Annotated in this window: 16 protein-coding genes; 6 read left to right on the forward strand and 10 right to left on the reverse strand. The window is 72.4% G+C overall.

Going from position 1 to position 19,689, the window contains the following annotated elements; all coding sequences use genetic code 11:
- Nucleotides 1-18: 18 nt before the first annotated feature.
- The gene (locus AB0B97_RS05210) at nt 19-2,886 is read left to right on the forward strand and encodes an FAD-binding and (Fe-S)-binding domain-containing protein (protein ID WP_357490807.1); all 2,868 of its coding nucleotides are present in this window, start codon (nt 19-21) and stop codon (nt 2,884-2,886) included.
- Nucleotides 2,887-2,890: 4 nt separating this feature from the next.
- On the opposite strand, the gene AB0B97_RS05215 is transcribed toward AB0B97_RS05210, so the two are convergent.
- From AB0B97_RS05215 to AB0B97_RS05225, 3 genes are read right to left on the reverse strand one after another with little or no spacing between them, the layout of a single operon-like run.
- Nucleotides 2,891-4,393, reverse strand: coding sequence for an MFS transporter (locus AB0B97_RS05215; RefSeq protein WP_357490809.1), 1,503 nt, complete (start codon nt 4,391-4,393; stop codon nt 2,891-2,893).
- A complete protein-coding gene (locus AB0B97_RS05220) occupies nt 4,390-5,649 on the reverse strand; it encodes an MFS transporter (RefSeq protein ID WP_357490811.1) in 1,260 nt (419 codons plus the stop codon). Before AB0B97_RS05220 ends, AB0B97_RS05215 begins: the two co-directional genes overlap by 4 nt.
- Nucleotides 5,646-6,356 (reverse strand): siderophore-interacting protein, encoded by a 711-nt coding sequence (locus AB0B97_RS05225; protein WP_357490813.1) that lies wholly within the window; start codon nt 6,354-6,356, stop codon nt 5,646-5,648. The genes AB0B97_RS05220 and AB0B97_RS05225 overlap by 4 nt, the downstream gene beginning before the upstream one ends.
- Nucleotides 6,357-6,480: 124 nt before the next feature.
- Here AB0B97_RS05225 and AB0B97_RS05230 point away from each other — a divergent pair, with 124 nt between their 5' ends.
- Nucleotides 6,481-7,041, forward strand: coding sequence for a GNAT family N-acetyltransferase (locus AB0B97_RS05230; RefSeq protein WP_357490815.1), 561 nt, complete (start codon nt 6,481-6,483; stop codon nt 7,039-7,041).
- A gap of 16 nt (nt 7,042-7,057) precedes the next feature.
- Here the strand turns inward: AB0B97_RS05230 and AB0B97_RS05235 are convergent, their stop codons facing one another.
- Both AB0B97_RS05235 and AB0B97_RS05240 read right to left on the reverse strand, forming a co-directional pair.
- Nucleotides 7,058-7,678 carry a DUF305 domain-containing protein gene (locus AB0B97_RS05235; protein WP_357490817.1) on the reverse strand — a complete coding sequence of 207 codons (621 nt, stop codon included), beginning with the start codon at nt 7,676-7,678 and terminating at the stop codon, nt 7,058-7,060.
- Nucleotides 7,675-9,510 carry a sigma-70 family RNA polymerase sigma factor gene (locus AB0B97_RS05240; protein WP_357490819.1) on the reverse strand — a complete coding sequence of 612 codons (1,836 nt, stop codon included), beginning with the start codon at nt 9,508-9,510 and terminating at the stop codon, nt 7,675-7,677. Before AB0B97_RS05240 ends, AB0B97_RS05235 begins: the two co-directional genes overlap by 4 nt.
- 362 nt (nt 9,511-9,872) lie before the next feature.
- Here AB0B97_RS05240 and AB0B97_RS05245 point away from each other — a divergent pair, with 362 nt between their 5' ends.
- Nucleotides 9,873-10,244, forward strand: coding sequence for an anti-sigma factor (locus AB0B97_RS05245; RefSeq protein WP_357490821.1), 372 nt, complete (start codon nt 9,873-9,875; stop codon nt 10,242-10,244).
- Between the two features lie 100 nt (nt 10,245-10,344).
- Nucleotides 10,345-11,145, forward strand: a complete 801-nt coding sequence (locus AB0B97_RS05250) for an SDR family oxidoreductase (RefSeq protein ID WP_357490823.1) — start codon at nt 10,345-10,347, stop codon at nt 11,143-11,145.
- 8 nt (nt 11,146-11,153) lie between these two features.
- Here AB0B97_RS05250 and AB0B97_RS05255 read toward each other — a convergent pair whose 3' ends face one another.
- Both AB0B97_RS05255 and AB0B97_RS05260 read right to left on the reverse strand, forming a co-directional pair.
- A complete protein-coding gene (locus AB0B97_RS05255) occupies nt 11,154-12,221 on the reverse strand; it encodes a DUF2855 family protein (protein WP_357490825.1) in 1,068 nt (355 codons plus the stop codon).
- 67 nt (nt 12,222-12,288) lie between these two features.
- Entirely contained in the window at nt 12,289-13,503 is a 1,215-nt protein-coding gene (locus tag AB0B97_RS05260; RefSeq protein WP_357490827.1) for a PP2C family protein-serine/threonine phosphatase, read from the reverse strand.
- Nucleotides 13,504-13,772: 269 nt separating this feature from the next.
- Here AB0B97_RS05260 and AB0B97_RS05265 point away from each other — a divergent pair, with 269 nt between their 5' ends.
- Together AB0B97_RS05265 and AB0B97_RS05270 are read left to right on the forward strand one after the other, a co-directional pair.
- Entirely contained in the window at nt 13,773-14,819 is a 1,047-nt protein-coding gene (locus tag AB0B97_RS05265; RefSeq protein WP_357490829.1) for an ice-binding family protein, read from the forward strand.
- A 247-nt stretch (nt 14,820-15,066) separates the two neighbouring features.
- On the forward strand, nt 15,067-15,864 hold the full coding sequence (locus AB0B97_RS05270; RefSeq protein WP_357490831.1) for an RNA polymerase sigma factor SigF: 798 nt from the start codon (nt 15,067-15,069) through the stop codon (nt 15,862-15,864).
- Between the two features lie 49 nt (nt 15,865-15,913).
- On the opposite strand, the gene AB0B97_RS05275 is transcribed toward AB0B97_RS05270, so the two are convergent.
- From AB0B97_RS05275 to AB0B97_RS05285, 3 genes are read right to left on the reverse strand one after another with little or no spacing between them, the layout of a single operon-like run.
- Nucleotides 15,914-17,392, reverse strand: coding sequence for a glycoside hydrolase family 130 protein (locus tag AB0B97_RS05275; RefSeq protein ID WP_357490833.1), 1,479 nt, complete (start codon nt 17,390-17,392; stop codon nt 15,914-15,916).
- The gene (locus AB0B97_RS05280; protein WP_357490835.1) at nt 17,389-18,393 is read right to left on the reverse strand and encodes a glycosyltransferase; all 1,005 of its coding nucleotides are present in this window, start codon (nt 18,391-18,393) and stop codon (nt 17,389-17,391) included. Before AB0B97_RS05280 ends, AB0B97_RS05275 begins: the two co-directional genes overlap by 4 nt.
- A 44-nt stretch (nt 18,394-18,437) precedes the next feature.
- Nucleotides 18,438-19,574 carry a glycosyltransferase gene (locus AB0B97_RS05285; protein ID WP_357490837.1) on the reverse strand — a complete coding sequence of 379 codons (1,137 nt, stop codon included), beginning with the start codon at nt 19,572-19,574 and terminating at the stop codon, nt 18,438-18,440.
- Between the last annotated feature and the right edge of the window lie 115 nt (nt 19,575-19,689).

The raw sequence follows: 19,689 nt of genomic DNA on the forward strand, positions 1-19,689 counted from the left end.
TCCCGGGAGGATCCGCCCATGAGCACCGTCGTTCCCGCGCCGAACGCCGCCGGCGTCCGTGCCCGCGAGGTGGCCGACCTGCTGCGCCCGCACCTCGACGATCCGACCCGGGTCAGCGCCGAGCTGCCCCGGAGGCTGGCGGCGGCGCACGACGCCTCGCCGTACCTGTTCGAGCCGCAGGCAGTGGTCCGCGCGGCCTCGGCGGCCGAGGTGGGCGCGCTGATGGTCGGCGCCCGGGAGGCCGGCGTGCCGCTGACCCTGCGCGGTGGCGGCACCAGCCTCGCCGGGCAGGCCGGCGGCGCGGGCGTGCTTGTCGACGTACGCACCGACTGGCGGCACGCCGAGGTGCTCGACGACGGCCGCCGCATCCGGCTCCAGCCGGGCCTGACGATCCGGCAGGCCAACGCCCGGCTGGCCCGCTACGGCCGCCGGCTCGGACCGGACCCGGCCAGCGAGGCCGCCTGCACGGTCGGCGGCATGGTGGCCAACAACTCCAGCGGGATGACCTGCGGCACCACCGACAACGCGTACCGCACCATGGAGTCGCTGCGCTTCGTCCTCCCGTCCGGCACCGTCGTCGACTCCGCCGCCCGCGACGCCGACGACCGGCTGCGCGCCGCCGAGCCCGAACTGCACGCCGGGCTGCTGCGCCTGCGCGACCGGGTGCGCGCGACCCCGGCGTCGCGGGCCACGATCGAGCGGCTGTTCGCCATGAAGAACACCATGGGGTACGGACTGAACTCGCTGCTCGACCACGACAGCCCGGTCGACATGCTGGCCCACCTGATGATCGGCAGCGAGGGCACGCTCGGTTTCGTGGCCGAGGCCGTCTTCCGGACCGTCGAGATCCACCAACACGCCGCCACCGGCCTGCTGATCCTGCCCGGTCTCAGCGCCGCCACCGACGCGTTGCCGGCCCTGCTCGCCGCCGGCGCGCGTACCGCCGAACTGCTCGACGCCGCCGCGCTGCGGGTCAGCCAGCGCGACCCCGACGCGAGCCCGGCCCTGCGCGGGCTGACTGTCGTCGGGCACGCCGCGTTGCTCGTGGAGTTCGCCGAGGACAGCGCGGAGCGGCTGGCCGCGACGCTTGCCGACGCCCAGCCCGTGCTCGACCGGCTGCCCGCCGTCGCCGGCACCGAACTGACCCACGACCCGCGCGAGCGGGCCCGGCTCTGGCACCTGCGCAAGGGCCTCTACACGGCGGTCGCCGGCGCTCGCCCGCCCGGCACCACGGCCCTGCTGGAGGACGTCGCCGTGCCGATGCCGCGCCTGACCGGCACCTGCGACGGCCTGATCGGCCTGTTCGAGCGGCACGGCTATCCCGACGCGGTGATCTTCGGACACGCCCGCGACGGCAACCTGCACTTCATGTTGACCCAGTCCTTCGACACACCGGCCGAGATCGACCGCTACGCCCGGTTCACCGAGGACATGGTCGACCTCGTGCTCGCCGAGGGGGGCACACTCAAGGCCGAGCACGGCACCGGTCGCGCCATGGCGCCCTTCGTCCGGCGACAGTACGGCGATGAGCTGTACGACGTGATGCGCGAGCTGAAGCGGCTGTGCGACCCGAGCGACCTGCTCAACCCCGGTGTGCTGCTCAACGACGACCCGACGGTGCACCTGCGGCAGCTCAAGGCCGTCCCGACCGTCGACGCGGAGCTGGACGCGTGCGTGGAGTGCGGCTACTGCGAGCCGGTCTGCCCCACCGCCGACGTCACCACCACGCCCCGACAGCGCATCGTCCTGCAACGACAGATCGCCCTCGCCACTGCTGCCGGAGACGAGGAACGCCGCCGGGAGCTGACCGCCGACTACGAGTACGCCGCGGTGGACAGCTGCGCCGCCGACAGCCTCTGCGTCACCGCCTGCCCGGTCGGCATCGACACCGGCGCGGCGATGAAGCGGCTGCGCGCCGAGCGGCACAGTCCACTCGCCCAGCGCACCGCCCGCGGTGTCGCCCGGCACTGGAAGGGCGCCGTGGCCGGCGTCCGGGTCGGGCTGAACGCCGCGCACGCCGTGCCGACACCGCTGACCCGCGCGGCCACCGGGGTGATCCGTTCCCTCGGCGCCACCGAACTCGTACCACAGTGGAGCGCCGACATGCCGCGCGGCGGCGGCCCTCGGCCCGAGCCGCGCAGCGCGCCGGACGCGCGGGCGGTGTTCTTCGCGGCGTGCATCGGCAGCGTCTTCGCGCCGGAGGACGGCCCGTCCGGCGGCTCGGCGGCGGCGTTCCTGCGCCTGTGCGAGCTGGCGCGGGTGCCTGTCGTCGTGCCGGCCGGGACGGCGGGCCTGTGCTGCGGGACGCCCTGGCAGTCCAAGGGCTACCCCGCCGGCCACCGGGAGATGGCCGAGCGGACCCTGGCGGCGCTGTGGACGGCCAGCAACCACGGCCGGCTGCCCATCGTGTGCGACGCGTCCTCCTGCACCCACGGGCTGACCCAGCTGACCGCCGCGCTGGCCGAGAAGGACCGGGCACGGTACGCCGCGCTGCGCTTCGTCGACAGCGTGACCTTCACCGCCGAACACCTCCTGCCGGAGCTGCCCGAACCCCGGCGGCTGGGCTCGCTGGCCCTGCACCCCACGTGCTCCACAGTCCACCTCGGCGGCATCGACGACCTGCACACCGTGGCCCGGGCGGTCGCCGACACCGTCACCGTGCCGGACAGCTGGGGATGCTGCGCGTTCGCCGGTGACCGGGGGCTGCTGCATCCCGAGGTCACCAGCGGCGCCACCGCCGCCCAGGCCGCCGAGGTCAACCAACGCGACCACGACGCGTACGCCTCCTGCAACCGCACCTGCGAGATGGGCATGAGCCGGGCCACCGGGCAGCCGTACCGGCACGTGCTCCAGGTGCTCGTCGAGGCGGTCGAGCCACCGGCCTAGCGGGTCACCGTCGCCGGGCCGGCGAGGAGCCCGCGCGGCGCAGCAGCGCGGCGGCGAGCAGGCCGCCGGCCAGGACCGCAACGGCGCCCACCAACTGCCCGGTCTCCAACGCGGAGGCGAAAGCACCTGTCACCGCCTGCCGTTGCGGCCCCTCGTCGGCGGCGGCGAGGGCTGCGGGGAACGATTCCGCGCCGGCCAGCGCGGGGGGAAGGAGCGCTGCGAACCGGGCGTTCAACACGGCACCGAGGACGGCGATGCCGAGACTGCTGCCGACCTCGGTCATGGTCCCGTCCACCCCGGCACCCGCACCTGCCTTCTCGGCCGGGATCGCGCTCATCACCGCCTCCACGATCGCCGGGTTGGCCAGGGCGCACCCGATTCCCATCACGAGCAGGCCGCCCAGCAGCACCCCGTACCCGTCGGAGGACAGGAGGGTCACCGCAGCGAGGCCGGTCGCGAGCAACGCCATGCCGACGGCGATGGCGGCGGCCAGGCCGAGACGGCGGATCACGGCGGCGGCGACGCCGCTGACGTTGAGCAGCACGATGGACAGGGCGAAGGGCGCCATGCGCAGGCCGGCCTCCCAGGCCGGGTAGCCGCGGACGAACTGCAGGTGCTGGGTCAGCAGGAACAGCGCGCCGGTGGCCCCGAAGGTGATCAGGACGACGCCGGACACCGCACCGACGAACCGGCGGTCCCGGAAGAAGTGCATGTCCAGCATGGGGTGGCTGATCCGCCGCTCCCAGCTGACGAACAACCCGAGCAGGACCACGCCGACGACAGCCGTGCCGAGCACCTCGGTCGAGGCCCAGCCCCGCTCCGGCCCGGCGATGATCGAGAAGACGACAGCGGTCAGCCCCGCGGTGGAGAGCATGGCGCCCCACACGTCGAGTCGGCCATGGGCCGGGCCACGGGACTCCGGCACGAGCGCCCGGCCCACGAGCAGGCAGGCCAGCACGATGGGGACGTTCAGCAGGAAGATCGCGCCCCACGGCAGGTGGGCCAGGATGGTGCCGCCGATCGGCGGTCCGACCGCGAAGCCCAACGCGCTGGTAGCCGCCCAGATGCCTATCGCGCGGGACCGTTCGGGGCCGTCGAAGACCTGCATCGCCACCGCGAGCGTCGAGGTGACCAGCAGCGCCCCGCCGACGCCCATCCCCGCCCGGGCGGCGATCAGCTGACCGCTGGTGCTCGCGAGACCCGCCACCAGCGAGCCGAGTCCGAAAAGGACGAGGCCGGCGAGCAGCATCCGCCGCCGGCCGTACCGGTCGGCGGCGGCACCCGCGGTGAGCAGCAGCCCGGACAGGACCAGGGCGTACGCGTTGATCATCCACTGCACGTCGGCGGTGCTGGCGCCCAACTCGGTGGTGAGCACCGGCACCGCCACGGTCAGGATCGTGTTGTCCAGCACGACGACGAGTTGGGCGACGCAGAGCACGGCCAGGATGAGCCAGCGGTGTGGCGCTCGGGCCGCCGCCTGGACGGCGACCGGCTGGACGACTGTCACACCGCTGTCCGTACGCCGTCGGCGGGCAGGGGCTCGGCGGCCGAACCGGGAACGGCACCTGGCGTACGGGGGAAGCGCCGCTGGTGCGCGAGGCCGACCGCGACCCCGGCGGCCACCAGCACGATGGCGGCGATCGCGACCGACGGGTAGCCGAACCGGTCGGCCGCCGCCAGGCCCACCGAGGCGGCCACGAACGAACAGACCAGGCCGAACGACGACAGGACTGTGAAGTCCGTGCCGCCGGTGCCTGGTCGCGAGTAGTCCATGTTGACCGTGTAGAGCACGACGTTGGCGATCGTGTAGGCCACCATGAAGCAGCAGAGAGCGACGACAGTCCCGCCCAGCGACGCGCGGCCGTTCAGCAACGGCAGCAGCATCGCCGTCGACACCGCGAGGGCCACGCCGCCCGCCACGAGCACCCGGCCGCGCCCGAACCGGCCGATGCCCACCCCGGCGACCAGACCCGCCACGATGGCCGGCGCACTCGTCACCACGCCGGTCACCACGCCGATCCGGCCCAGCGACCACCCCGCGTCCACCAGGGCGGGCGTCACCAGCGCGTACGCCATGCCCGCGCCGACGTAGACAAGTGGCACGACGCCGAAGGTCCACCACCGGCAGCCGGGCTGGCCGAACACCGACAGCAGAGCCCGGTAGGCAGTGCCGACGCGGTCCACCCGATCGGTCCGCGCGGGCTCGGAGAACCGCCACACCACCAGCAGCCCGGCAGCTGTCAACGCGGCCAGCAGGCCGACCGCCGGCACCCAGCCGAACCGGTCGTAGACCAGCACGCAGGCGCCGCCGCCGAGCAGGTTGCCGAGGTAACTCGCGGCCACCTGGATGCCGTTGCCGGTCCCCCGGTCCGTCTCGCCGAGCATCCGCACGGCGACGGCGTCCACGGCGATGTCCTGGGTGGCGGAGAAGAAGACGTACGCGGCGCAAATGGCGATGACCGGGCCGAGCGCGTCGGCCGGACGGGGAAACGGCAGCAGCGCCAGCAGGGCCAGCACCAGCGCGCTCTGCAGGATGAGGAGCCAGGACCGGTAGTGGCCGCGGCGCGGGGAGCCGTACCTGTCGAGGATCGGCGCCCAGAGGAACTTGATGGGCCAGATCAGGCCGACGACCTGCAACAGCGCGAGGGTGTCCAGGGACGTGCCACCGTCGCGCAGGATGGCGGTCAGCCCGACGGTGATGAAGCCGATGCCGAGGTACTGGGTGACGTACAGCGCGGTCAGGGTGCCGAGTCGGCCTCTCACGGGGCTCGCCAGTAGCCGAGCGACGTCAGCCGGTCCTTGTCGACGCCCAGCGTCCGGCGGATGTGCCGGGTGATGCCGCGCGTGGTGGCCGCCTCGCAGGCCACCCAGTAGTGGGCGGCGTCGTTGGCGGGCAGGTCGGTGCGGATTCGTTCGACGAGGTGTTGACGGTCGGCGTCGCGGGGCACCCAGGTGACGTCGTGGTGCGCCCGGGCGCGCGGCGCGAGGGCCTTCTCGCCCTCGTGGGCGTACTCCAGCCAGACGGTCGCCGGGATGTCGGCGCCGGCGTCGAGCAGGCTGTTCACCGCCGGCAGGGACGCCGCGTCGCCGACGAGGTAGAGGTGCTCGGGCGCCGGGTCGGGCAGTTGGAAGGCGCTGCCCTGGACGGTGGCGACGATGGTGTCGCCGGCCTGCGCGGTGGTGGCCCAGCGGGCCGCGCAGCCGTCGTGGATGGCGAATTCGAGGCTGAACCGGCCGTTGGCCGGGTCGGGGTCGACAAGCGTGTACGCCCGCTGGTGCGCCCGGCCGTCGTTGTCGAACCACAGGCGTACCCACATCGTGGGGTGGACTCCGCACGCCTCGAGCAGGCCGCCGTCGTCGAGGAGCAGCCGCTGGTAGTGCCCGTCCACCGACTCGGTGGCCCGCACCGTCAACTGAAAGTCCCGACCTCCCATGGCCTTGAGGACCAGGGCTTCCCAGTTCCGTTTCACGCACCCCTCCAGGTAAGGCCAGCCTTTGTTAGGGGAGGGTAACCTAACTCCCTCGCCGGCGGAACGCGTGTCCTCCTCACGTCACCTCGGCCGCGATCACCCCAACCAGCAAAGGACCCGCGACATGACACACCAGGAGAAGATCACCGGACTCGGCGAGCTGACGCTGACACCCGTCGCGCCCGACCGCGACGCCGCGCTGTTGCACGGCTGGGTCACCCTGCCCCGCAACTCGTTCTGGGGAATGGGGTCACACACCCTCGATGAGGTCCGCGAGATCTACGCCTTCGTCGACGGCCTGCCCACGCACCACGCGTACCTGATCATGATCGACGGGGAGCCGGTCGGTCTGTTCCAGAGCTACCAGCCCGAGGCGGACCCGGTCGGCGAGCGGTACGCCGTGCAGTCCGGGGACGTCGGGATGCACCTGCTGCTCAACCCTCCTCGGCAGCTGGCCCGCGGCCTGACCGACGCCGTCGGCCCGGCCCTCGCCCGTTTCCTGTTCCGCGACCCGGCCGCCCAGCGGATCGTCGTCGAGCCGGACGTTCGTAACCGCCTCGCGCTGCGCCGACTGGAGATCGAGGGCTTCACCTTCGATGCCGAGATCGACATGCCGGGCAAGCGCGCCCAACTGGCGTTCCTCACCCGCTCCCGGTTCGAGTCGGACCACCGGGCGTCGATCTGACCGGGGCAGCGCCGGCTCAGTCGGCCGGCGGGGCAGCAGTTCCGCCGGGCTGACCTGCCAGAGCGTCCAGTTCGGCAGCTCGCGACGCCTGGATCCGGCCGGCGAGCATCTTCAGCTCCGGGCTGCCCCCTGCGGTCTGTTCGCCCCGGCACAGCACGACGGACTGCGCGAGGTGCGCCCGGATCAGACCGACCGCCCGGGACCGCACCTCGGGCTCGGGAGCGGCGCGCAGCTCGGCGAGAGCGGCGTCGGTGACCATGCCGGGCATCTGATGCCCCGCGTGGATGTTCTGTTCCGGAATGTTGCCGGCAGCCAGCAGCCTGCGCAGTTCCACCGATTCGGCCCGGTGCGCAGCCCGGATGTCACCGAGGACGGCGCGCAGCGCGGGGTCTGCGGCCGACGGACTGTCGTCGAGGTCGTCGATCACCGCGAGCGCACCCTCGTTCATCGGGAGCAGCAGCTGGATGAAGGCGTCGTCGGTGCCGTTGAGCAGCACGGACGGAGTCGGCGCGGGAGCGACTGACGCGGGCGCTGCGGCCCGGTCCGTGCGGCCCGCATCCCGGGTCAGGCCGACGGCCAGCGCCGTCGCGGCCAGCGTCGCGACGACGCCGACGATCCGCCCGGCCCGCCCGTTCACCGCGCGGCCTGGAACGCGCGGCCGATCACCGTCGCGCTGGTGCCGTCGCTGAACAACCCGGACCGGTCCTTGTCCGTGGCGGGGAGGCCGAACCAGGCGTAGCGCTGCACGTAGGAGAGTTGGCCGAGCATGTCCGCCGCCGCGGTGAGGAAGGCCGCCTGCTGCTCCTGGCTCGGAAACTGTTGACGCCCGCCGTCGTAGCGGATCAGAGCGAACTCGGTCAGCCAGATCGGCTTGCGGTACCGCTGGTGGACGGCCTGCAGGTACTGCCGAAGCTGGTTGACCGCCGCGGCGGTCGTGAAGTCGGCGCCGTACCAGTGCAGGGTGATGAAGTCCACCCGGTGACCCCGGGCCTTTGCGCCGGTCATGAACCGGTCCAGCCAACCCCGCGGGTCCGCGCCGCCCCAGGCGACCGCCGGACTGCCCAGCCTGCTGCCCGTCGCCATCAGTTGCGGCCACAGGTCCAGTGCCTGCTCGACTGTCATGTTCGCCTGTTCGGGCAGGTCAGGCTCGTTGAAGGTGAGCAGGTGCGGCCCGGCGGCCCGGGCCCGGGCCAGCTCCGCTGCGGTGACGTTCTCCGCGCTGCGGATCATGGGTACGAATGTCGCGCCGCGCGGAGTGCTGATCCCCGGGTGCTGGGTGCCCCAGGTGTAGTACCAACCGGCCTTCGAGCTGGCCAACGCCTGGCTCGCTCCGGCGAAGTTCCACACCCCGACGCCCTTGCGCGCGGAGCTGACCGCCGGTGCGACTGGCGCCTTCGACGTCGGGCGCGCGCTCGGTGACGGCGCGCTGCTCGGGGAGGCGGACGCGGAGGCGACAGTGGTGGGCGCGACGGGCGGCGGGACGGCCCAGGAGGGCTCGGCGGCCGGATCGTCCGGCAGCGCCACCACCAACGTGGTGATCGCGAGGACCGCGGCAACCACTGCGGCGGCCAGGTAGGGAACCACAGCACGGGGCGCGTGCCCCGCGAGCTCGGCGACGCCCGGGGGATGCGGTCCGACGGCCGGCGCGGCGGCGGCCGGGGGCACCGTCGCACTCGGGAGGTGGGCGCTGAGGCCGGCCGGCAGCGGCAGCATCGGCATCCCGGCGAGCAGCCTGTCGATCGGCAGGAACGTGGCGCCCGGGCGCTCGCAGAACGCGCAGTCCCGGATGTGTCGGGCCAGCCGCTTGCGCCACAGCGGGCTGGGAGTGCCGTCCCACTCGGCCGCCACCGCGCCCAGGTCCGGGCAGCCGGGGCGGGCATGCAGGGCGCGGACGACGCCCCGGGCGCTCTGGATCTGCTCCTTCATCCGGTGGATGCGCACCGCGACGTGCCCCGGCGACAGGCTCGCGGCCTCGGCGATCTCGGCCCGCGTCAGCTCACCGGTCTCCTCCAGCCACCAGAGCGAGAGCAGTTCCTGGTCGTCCGGGTCGAGCCAGCGGGTCGCCTCGGCGACCTCACGTCGTTGGTCGGTGAGGCCGAGCCGGAGGATCGTCATCCCGGCGAAGTCGGAGGCGGGATCGGGCACGTTATGGATCGCGTCGAGCCCGGCGTCGCGGTTGAGGGCGACACGGCGACGCTGATCCCAGTCGCGCACCTGGCGGATGGTGATCGCCACGAGCCAGGACCGGTACGCCGTCGGATCGTTGAGCGCGGGCAGGTGCCGGATCACCCGTACCAGGGTCTCCTGGACCACGTCGTCGACGTCGGCATGGCCGCGCAGCGCCCGCCCGACGATGTTGTAGACCAGCGGAAGCGAGGCCGCCACGACGTCGTCGAGAGCGCGCCGGTCGCCCTGTCGAGCCGCGACGACCAGCCCGGGTTCGGGTGCTGCCCGACCGGTTGACGACATGGATCCCACTCCTTGTGCGCTCGGTCCGGTCGGCGCGCGTGAGCGCTGACCGCCTCCTGAATCGGAGACGAGCGGCGGCGGGTCAGATTACGGTTTTCTCCTCCGGTCCGTCGGGCCGGTCGGCCGACGCGCCGGCCTCGGTCCCGGCCGCGAACGGAGTACGCAGGCGGGTCATGGACGCTGCGCTGACGTCCGCGGCCGGACTGCGCTCGTCGTCGACGACCCTTCCCCCCTCGATGGTGAAGGGGTTCCGGGCGGAGGTCATATCGGGCACAAGGTGCTCCAGGAGATGTGCACGGCAGCGCTCGACTCAGTCATCGGCAGCTTCGAAGCCGTGGGGAGGCGGAGGGGCGGGCCCGGCGATGGGCCATCGGTGCCCGCACCCACAGCCTAGCGCCCCAGGCGTCGTCAGGGCGCGGCGAAGCGGACCTGCGGTCATCGAGGCAGGTCAGAGCTGCGCGGAAACATTTCTGGCCGGCACCAATCCGGCAGGGCGCCGGCGACGAATCCTGCTGCGTGACCTGCCCGACCCCGGTGCGGGACGGGCCTACCAACTGTGGCTCATCCGGGGTGCCGAGCCGGCCCGCTCGGTGGGCCTGCTGACCGCCGGCGCCCGGGAGCCGACGACGGTCATCGGTCCGGTCGCTGCCGCCGGCGCGTTCGGGGTGTCGAACGAACCCGCGGGCGGTTCCTCCGCCCCGACCCGGATCGTGGGACTCGTGACGCTGAGCTGACCGACTCGTCCTGCCGGGTCGGGTCGGCGCGGCTACGGTCGAGGCTGCGGAAGCCGTCCCCCGACCAGGGTTCGGTGTGGTGCGAACGGACAGGACAGACATGACGGTTCAGATCGATCTCGCCGGCAGGACCGCGCTGGTGACCGGCTCGACCCAGGGCATCGGCGCCGCCATCACGGTCGGGCTCGCCCGCGCGGGGGCCCGGGTGGCAGTGAACGGCCGTACCGCCGCCTCGGTCGGGCGCGCGGCCACGGCGCTGCGCGACGAGGTCCCCGGCGCCGAGGTCGTCGAGGTGGACGCCGACGTGTCGACCGACGAGGGTACGGCCCGCGCCCTCGACCTCCTGCCCGACGTCGACATCCTGGTCAACAACCTCGGCGTCTTCGGCCCCACCCCGGCGTTGGAGATCTCGGACGACGAGTGGCGTCGCTACTTCGAGGTGAACGTGCTGGCCGGCGTCCGGCTGACCCGCGCCTACCTGCCTCAGATGATGGAACGCGGTTGGGGTCGGGTGCAGTACATCGCCAGTGACTCGGCGGTCGCCATCCCCGCCGAGATGATCCACTATGGCGTCTCGAAGACGGCTCTGCTCGGCGTGTCACGCGGGTTCGCGAAGGCCGCCGCCGGCACCGGAGTGACAGTCAACTCGGTGCTGGCCGGGCCGACCCACACCGGGGGCGTGGAGGACTTCGTGGCCGAACTCGTCGGCGACAGTCTGCCCTGGGAGGAGGCGCAGCGGGAGTTCATGCGGCTGCACCGGCCGCAGTCGCTGCTCCAGCGGCTCATCGAGCCCGAGGAGATCGCCAACATGGTCACCTACCTCGCCTCTCCGCTCGCCTCCGCCACGACCGGCGCGGCGGTCCGGGTCGACGGCGGCTACGTGGACGCGATCGTCCCGTAGCGGCCGGCTCACAGCTGGACGACGTGACCGACCCGGGGCGGCGTACGACCGGCGAGGACGTCGAGCCACGCGTCCCGCAGGGCCTCGGGACCGTTGCCGACCCGCACGTCGAGCCACCCGCTCGCCGCCGGGACGAACCGCTGCCAGGCTTCGGTGAACCGCCTGTCGAGCCCGTCGCGACCCCAGTCCCGGCCGCGCTTGCGCATCTGCACCGGCGCGAAGAAGACCTCCCCGGCGGCTTCCGCGTTGGGCGTCTGGTTGGTGAGCCCCACAGCGATGTCCCGGACGAGCCGGTCGCCGAGGTGGGCGCGCAGCGCGGCCCGGGTGGCGGGCGCTCCGGACAGGTCGAGGTACACGGTGGCGACCGCGTCGAGGGCGTCGATGTCGTCGTACGCGATGACGTCGTCGTAGCACCCGAGTGACCGCGTGAACGCCACGTTGCCGGGCGAGGTGAGCCCGACCAGTCGCGGGCCGCGACCGTACAGCTCGGACGCTGCGGCGTACGCCGTCTTGCTGGACGCCGACGACAGGACTATCGACCGCGCGCCGTAGAAGTCGTTGTCGACGACCTGGTCGGCCAACATGAACGAGGTGAAGAACAGCGGCCGGAACAGGATCAGCAGGTCCTCCTGATCGGCCTGGTAGACCGGGTCTCCGGCCGTCGCCCGGTACGCGTTGTACGGCGAGGGCAGTTCGGCCCGGTGCGGGCTCGCGTCGCGAAAGCCGGACGCGTCCACCCGGTCCGGGCGGACCACCAGGTGGCCGGCGGGCGGCAGGTAACCGTAGACCCGTTGGCCGACCTCGACCCCGGTGACCGTCGAGGCGACCACGTCGGCGAAGCCCCACAGCGGCGGAAGACCCCACTGCGGCCCGAGCCCTCGCGGGCCGGGCGGGAAGAACTCCCAGTAGCGCATCGCATCGCCGAGCACCGCGTAGGTCACGTTGTTGGCGGTGAGGCCGACGCGATCCACGCGCAGCAGCGCCGCACCGTCGGGCGGCGCGGGCTCCCCGGAGTCGGCGATGGTGGTGTGGCGCAGGTCGGCACGGGCCACGGCGAAGGTCCACGAGTCAGCCATGGTGTGACGCTAGACAGCCTCGAATGAGGAGACAAGTGCACTGGGAGTGCAAAATCCCACTCGGCGGTCAGGGCTGGGGCGCGGTGATGTGCCGCAGATGCCCCAACGGCAGGTGCGGAGGCTGCCACTCCAGGAACAGGGCCGTGGCGTCGTCGTCGAGTTGCTCGTCCTGGTACGCGAGGACGGCGCGCACCAGGCGGCGCATCGTCTCCGGGCTGGGCAGCCCGTCGTTGAGGGCGCGGTTGACGAAGTCGACGAGGCGGTCCCGCCCGAACCGCTCACCGTCGGCACTCCTCGCGTCGGTGATGCCGTCGGTGTAGGCGAGGATGCGATCGCCCGGGTGCAGCTCCTCCTCGTACACCTGGGGTCTTGCCTCGGAGAGGTGACCCAGACCGAGCGGCAGCGCGGTAGGCCCCGGCAGCTCCCGGATGGCCTTGCCGTCGCGCAGCAACATGGCGCCGGGGTGACCCGCGTTGATGATCCGGAGCTGACCGGTGCGCCGGTCCAGTTCGGCGAGCAGCGCTGTCGCGAAGTAGCTGGGGTGCTCGGAGCGCACCCACCGGTCGATGCTGATGGCCGTGTCGACCAGGTCGAGGCCGGACCGGCGGGCGTTGCGGTACGCGCTGACCACCAGCGAGGCCAGGGTGCTCGCCTTGATGCCGTGCCCGCAGGTGTCGAAGAGCCCGAGGCTGAGCACGTCGCCGTTCAGCGCGTAGTCGAAGATGTCGCCGCCGACGTCGTAGCACGGTTCGAGGATCGCGGTGATCACCAGGTCGTCGGTCGCGAAGGTCAGCGGCGGCAACAGCCCCCAGACGATCTCGGCGGCGACCTGCATCGGCAGGCGCCGCCGCATCCGCTCGACGACATCGCCGTAGAGCCGACGGTTCACCAGGACCTGGGCGACATTCACCGCCAACTCCCAGGCCGGCCCGTCCAACGCCGTATCGGCGGCGGCCGGCGACACGACCTCCAGCACGCCCAGCCGCTCGCAGCCGAGCAGCAGGGGCACCCAGAGGCGGTCCGGATTGTCGGCGGCACGCTGCACGTCGAGGGTGGTGAACGCCCGACCGGCCAGGGTCGTCTCGATAGTCAGCTCGTCCCGGGCGATACCGGCGCCCAGCAGTGGCACGAGACAGGACTGGTTGTAGTCGGCCAGATAGATCACGATCTCGGTGGCGCCGACTGCCGGCGCGGCCCGGGTGACCAGAAGCGACAACTCGTCCGGCCCGCCCCGGGGTGCGTTGAGCTGCAACCAACGCGACGCATCGCCGGCGTCGACCAAGCTCCACCTCCCGTGTCCTGACCACCGTAGAAGCCCGACGGCGAACTGCCAACGTACGAAGGGTGCAGGAGACGAGGACTCCCTGCTGCCGGCGGCCCCTGCCCGCCGAAAGGCGAATACCGGTCAGCTAAAGCGATATTGGGTTTAGATCAGTTTTGAGGTATTAGATATGGAAAAGTCCGATTACGTCCCATCTGCGGTTCGGAGTGCGGGTGTCACCTGCCGACTCGGCCGACGTCCGGTGAGACGCATTCGTGAAAGGGCACATCGTGACAACCACACTATTGCGCCGACCTCGGCGCGCGGTCATGTCCGCGTTGACGGCCGTCGCCGCCGGCGGCGCGGCCGTCGCCGTCCTCATCTTCAGCGGCACCGGCGCGAGCGCGGCCGAGGCGCCGGTCAATCTCGGAACGGCGGCGAACTTCTCCGTACTGGCCGGCTCAACGGCCACCAACACCGGGCCGAGCTTCCTGGCGCAGAGCCTCGGCGTCAGCCCCGGCAACACCGCACCCGGCTTTCCGCCCGGCATCGTCGGCGGGGAGATCCACCTCGGCGACGCCGTGGCACTGCAGGCCAAGAATGACCTGACCACGGCGTACAACGACGCCGCCGGTCGAACGCCGTTCACCAACCTGCCCGCGGAGCTGGGCGGCGCCACACTGACTCCGGGCGTCTACCGGATCGGCGCCGCACAGCTGACCGGGACGTTGACGCTCAACAGTCAGAACGACCCGGCGGCGGTATTCATCTTTCAGATCGACTCCACCCTCATCACCGCCTCGAACAGCAGCGTGGTGTTCATCAACGGCGCCTCGCCCTGCAACGTCTACTGGCAGGTGGGCAGCTCGGCCACGATCGGCACCGGCACCCGCTTCATGGGCAACATCCTGGCCCAGACGTCGATCACCATGAACACCGGCGCCACCCTCCAGGGCCGCGCCCTGGCGCAGACCGGGGCGGTCACCCTCGACACCAACACGATCAACGCGCCCGTCTGCCTCCAGCCGACGGGAACCCCCACGTCGACCCCGACCGGGACACCGACCGGCACGCCCACCAGCACCCCGACCGGGACGCCAACCGGCACCCCGACCGGCACGCCGACCGGGCAGCCCACCGGGACGCCGACCGGCCAGCCCACCGGGACGCCGACCGGCCAGCCGACAGTGGTCCCCACTCGCACCGAGTTGCCCGTCACCGGCGGTAGGGGTGGCGGCGGCCTGCTGCCCGCCCTGACCGCGGTCGGCAGTATCGCCATCGCCAGCGGCGCAGCCCTGCTGCTCCTTCTGCGTCGACGCCGACAGCTCGAGTCCTGACCGAGGTGCCCCGGCGGCCGGATGACCGACCGCCGGGGCACCCCCAGGACGCGCCGCTGCAGCGCATCCAGCTGCTCAATCTCATACTTTCGGCTAGTAATGGACCGCACTTTCGGGTAACGTGCACACCGCACCACCTGAAACGACATGACGCGGCGGCGAGGCCCGTGGTCGTGGTCCTGTCGACAGCACATCGGATTCTCTCCGGTCGTCCTGGTCGACGGGCGGACACGGAGAGGACCAGCCCATGCTCACGACTGTCGAACCCACGGTCAGCACCGCTGCCAGCCGACGGAACGCCGGCACGGACGAACTGATTGTCGAGCTGGCCACCACCGCGGCCGACGACCCGCGCCGACCGGCCCTGCGGGACCGCGCCATCGAGGCGTGGTTGCCGCTCGCCCGCCACCTGGCCCGGCGCTACTCGGGGCGCGGCGCCCCCGACGAGGACCTGACGCAGACCGCGATGGTCGGCCTCATCAAAGCGGTCGACCACTTCGACGCGACGCGGGGCGTCGACTTCAGCGGGTACGCCATCCCGACCATCGTCGGGGAGATCAAGCGATACTTCCGGGATCGCACCTGGTCGGTGCGGGTGCCGCGCCGCCTCCAGGAGCTTCGGCTGTCGATCAGCGCCGCCAACAGCACGCTGACGCACACCCTGGGCCGCTCGCCGACGGTCGCCGACATCGCGAGCTACCTCGACGTCTCCGAGGAGACCGTGCTGGAAGGGCTGGAGGGAGCCCGGGCGTACCGGGCGACCTCTCTGTCCACACCCACCGGCATCGACGGAAGCATGGAACTCGGCGACACCCTCGGGGAGCGGGACCACGAGTTCGACCTCGTCGACCTCCGCGTCGCTCTCGGTCCGGCGCTCGCCACGCTGCCCGAACGGGAACGCCGGATCCTCAGCCTGCGGTTCCACGGCAACCTGACCCAGGCCCAGATCGCCGAGCAGATCGGCGTCTCCCAGATGCACGTCTCCCGGTTGATCACCCGATCGTTGGCCACGCTGCGCGGGCACCTCGCCGCCGACTTCGCCTGATCCATCCGACCGCCGCGGCGCGTCCGCCCGTCGGCGTTCAGTCCCTCCCTCAGTGTTCGGGCGGAGCGTGCGCCATCGCGGTGAGCAGGGCCGACACCGGCACGGTGGCGAAGCCGACCCGCGCGTCGCTGGCGCCGTACGGCAGCCACAGCTCGCCGTCGTGGATGAGTCCGCCGCAGGAGTAGACGACGTTCGGCACGTAGCCGTCCCGCTCGGACCGTTCGGGGGCCAGGAGCACACCGGGAAGATGTGCGATCACCCGATCCGGTCGGCGCAGGTCGAGCAGGAGCGCGCCGATCGCGTACCGGCGCATCGGGCCGACGCCGTGGGTGAGCACGAGCCAGCCCGCCTCGGTCTCGATCGGAGAGCCGCAGTTGCCGACCTGGATCAGCTCCCAGCTGTCCCGGGGCCCGTGCAACGGGACCGGGTGTTGCCAGCGGTTGTCGGCGTCCAGGACGGTCAGACCGATGGTCTCGCCGTCGGCGCGGCACAGCGCCAGGTGCCGACCGCCGACGGTACGGGGGAACAGTGCGATCCCCTTGTTGCGGGCTCCCGGCCCCCGCATCGGGGTCATCTCGAAGTGGCGCAGATCGGGGCTCACCAGCGCCCGGGTGGCGATGCTCCGGCCGTCGTAGGCGGTGTAGGTGGCCCGGTACACCGGCCGCGACCCACCGGTGAACAGGACGAACCGGGCGTCCTCCATGCCGTTGCTCTCCGCCGGGGTGGCCGGCCAGAGCACACGTTCGTGCAGAGCCGTCCCGGCGGGAAAGGCAGTGGCGTAGCTGCCGGCGTTGGTGCGCCGCAGGTGTTCCAACGTGTCCAGCCCGGTGCTGCGGGACAGCAGGTCCGGCGGCAGATCACCGAGGACCCGCTCGAACGTCGCCTCGTCGTACCGGTCGGGCAGCGCGTCCAGCACCGTGGCGGTGACCTCGTTGTCACAGTCCTTCTCGGCCAGACCCGCCACGAGCAGGTCCCGGCGGTGCCGCACTCCCGTGCGCTGTCCGACCACCAGCGGGCCGGACCGGTCGGCGACGGTGAGCTGGCGGCCCGGCCCGAGAACCGCACTGGCGAATCCGACTGACGACAGGTGACCCTCGCCGATCTGGCGGAGACTGACCGCCACGCGCAGCTGCCCGGCGCTCAACCCGCTCTGGTCGGGGTGGGCCACCATCGACGGGTTGCACAGGGCGGCGGCCTCGACCGCGTACTCGTGGCTGAAGTAGGCGCCGACCAGGAGTCGGCTGGTGGGCGAGAGGTGCCCGGTCCGGGCGGCGCGGTGCCGCACGAGGTCGTAATGATGCTGGAACGTCGCGGCGAGGTCGCGGTGCCGGGCACCGAACCGTTCGAGGGTGTCCCGCAGCAGGCGGGCCGTCTCTTCGTCGTCGAGGTGCGCGACACGCTCGATGAGCGCCCGCGCGCGGGTACGTACCACAGCCGCGTCCTCGCCCGGGACGAAGAGCTTGACGACGACCCGGCGGGGATCGGGGGTGAGGGTGACGTCCTGCCGGACGGCCAGGAGGTCGGTCACGACCACCGCCGGGCGTGCTGGAGGGTGGAGATGAGCGCGAGGGTGGATTCGGCGCCCTGGTTGAGGTTGGGACCGTGCGCGGTCAGCCCGTCGTAGCCGCCGCCGGTGCCCGGATCCCACATCGGCGTGCCGAGGTCGTTGTCACCGAGGAACCAACCGATCGCCTGCCGGAGCCCGTCATCCCAGGCCGGGTCGCCGGTGACCGTGGCGGCCGTGGCGCAGGCGTCCGCGAGGGCTGCGACCTCGATCGGCTGCTGGTCGTGGTGAAACCGTACGGCGCCACGTCGCCACCCGGCGGCGGGTACGACGGACAGGTGCCCGTCGCGCAGTTGGACGTCCCGCAACCAGGCCAGCATCCGCAGACCCTCGTCGAGGGGCGGGCCACCGTGGCGCAGCTGACTGGCGACGATGACGACCTCGGCGAGGGCCGCGTTGGCGTAGGTCAACCGCTGCTGCGGCCAGGGCCACCGCGAGTCGGGGTCCGGTGGGCCGACAGCGCTGGCCGCGTCCGCCAGCAACGCCGCCGCGGCCACGTGGCCCGGGTGGCGACGCAGCACCTCGGCCGCGCCGAGCCCGGCGAACGCCATCGCGTGCGGCGCGGGGGAGCGCCGCGCCGCACCACGGCTGAAGGCGACCAGCGCCTCCTCCCGTACCCAGGCGGCCGGACTGCGGGCGACGGCTGTGCCCAGCCCCCACAGCGCTCGGCCCCACCAGTCGCCGAGCCCGGGTTCGTCGGCCCAGCGCCTGTCGTGCCCGAGCCGGTTGCGGAAGGCGCCGGTGGCGTCCTGCGCGTGGGTCAGGAAGGCGAGGTACCGTTCCGCGAGTCGCAGCAACTCCTCGGTCGGCTCCGGCTCGCGACACAGGACAACCAGGCCACGGGCCACGTCGTCGGTGCAGTAGCCGTGCTCGCGGCGGACGATGGCGTGCCGGGCGTGCTCGAACAGGCCGGTGTCGTCGCTCAGCCGGACCAGGTGCGCGAAGCTCGGCGCGGGCGCCGTCATCCACCGCCTGCCGGAGGTTGCCCGGGAGCGGCCGGCGGTCGCGGTCATGCGGACGCCACGCTCACTGCGGGCGGGCGGACGGCGGTGAGCCGCTCGGCGAGGGTGCCGTAGCGGGCTGCCACCGCCGGCCAGCGCAGATCCGCGGCCAGTGGCCGCACCCGGCCGGCCAGCCGGGCCGCGAGGCCCGGCTCGGTCAGGATCCGCCGGACCGCCAGGGCGAGCGCCGCCGGGTTCTGATGGGGTACGACCAGGCCCGGCCCGCCGGTGAGCAGCTCGACGGCGTGCGGGAACGCCGTGGCCACGACTGGCACTCCGGCGGCCACCGCCTCGATGAGCACGCCGGAGGTGACCTGTTCGCGGGAGTCGTACGGCAGCACGACGACGTCGGCGGAGCGGATCAGGCGGCCGAGGGCCTGCTGGTCGTGGTAGACGTCCTGGTAGTCCACGGCGTGCGCGATTCCCAGTTGGGCGCCGAGCCGGTGCAGCCCCGCCCGGTACGTCTCGCCGTGGTGCTCGATCACCTTCGGGTGGGTCCGGCCCGCGACGGTGTAGGTGGGCGTCGGTTCCAGGTCCTGCAACCGGGCGAGGGCGCGCAGTGACCACTCGATGCCCTTACCGGGGCCGATCAGTCCCCAGGTGAGCAGGTGCGGACGGGTACGCCTGTCGACGGGCACGCCGGCGAGTTCGGCGGCGCCGTGCGGGATGACCGTCACCTTCTCCGCCGGCACGTCGTAGCCGATGAGCAGCCGGTCGCGGGCGGTGTCGGTCATCGTGACGACCGCCCCGGCGGTGGCGACGATCTGTTCCAGCAGGGACTTCTGCCGGCCGGAGGGCTCGCGCAGCACGGTGTGCAGGACCACGATGCTCGGCACGGTGAGCCGGCGCAGCAACGGCAGGACGTCCTCGCCGTCGGTGCCCGGGTAGATGCCGTACTCGTGCTGGACGATTGCCACGTCGAAGGTGTTCAAGACGGCTGCGGCGTCCCGCCACCCGACCGGGGTCCGCGCCGACCAGGTGTGCACCACGCCGGGCCCGGGCCGCTGGTCGTCGCCGTGGTCGGTGACCCGCACGATGCCACCGCGCGTGCCGTCCGCGGTGAGCTGGGCGGCAAGGGCGGAGTTGAAGGTGGCCAGTCCACACCGCGTCGGCGGGTGAGTGCTGAGGAATCCGTAGCTGGGCATGAACGTCGGGCCTTCCGGTTGTCGGCCGCCACCCGGGTACGGGGGCAGCCTCACGCGGTGACGGCGTACGCCGGTCAGCGTGTGTGACCGGCGGAACGTGTTCGGGAGGGGGTGG

Source organism: Micromonospora sp. NPDC049004, assembly GCF_040649315.1.
In the GTDB taxonomy this organism is placed as follows: domain Bacteria; phylum Actinomycetota; class Actinomycetes; order Mycobacteriales; family Micromonosporaceae; genus Micromonospora.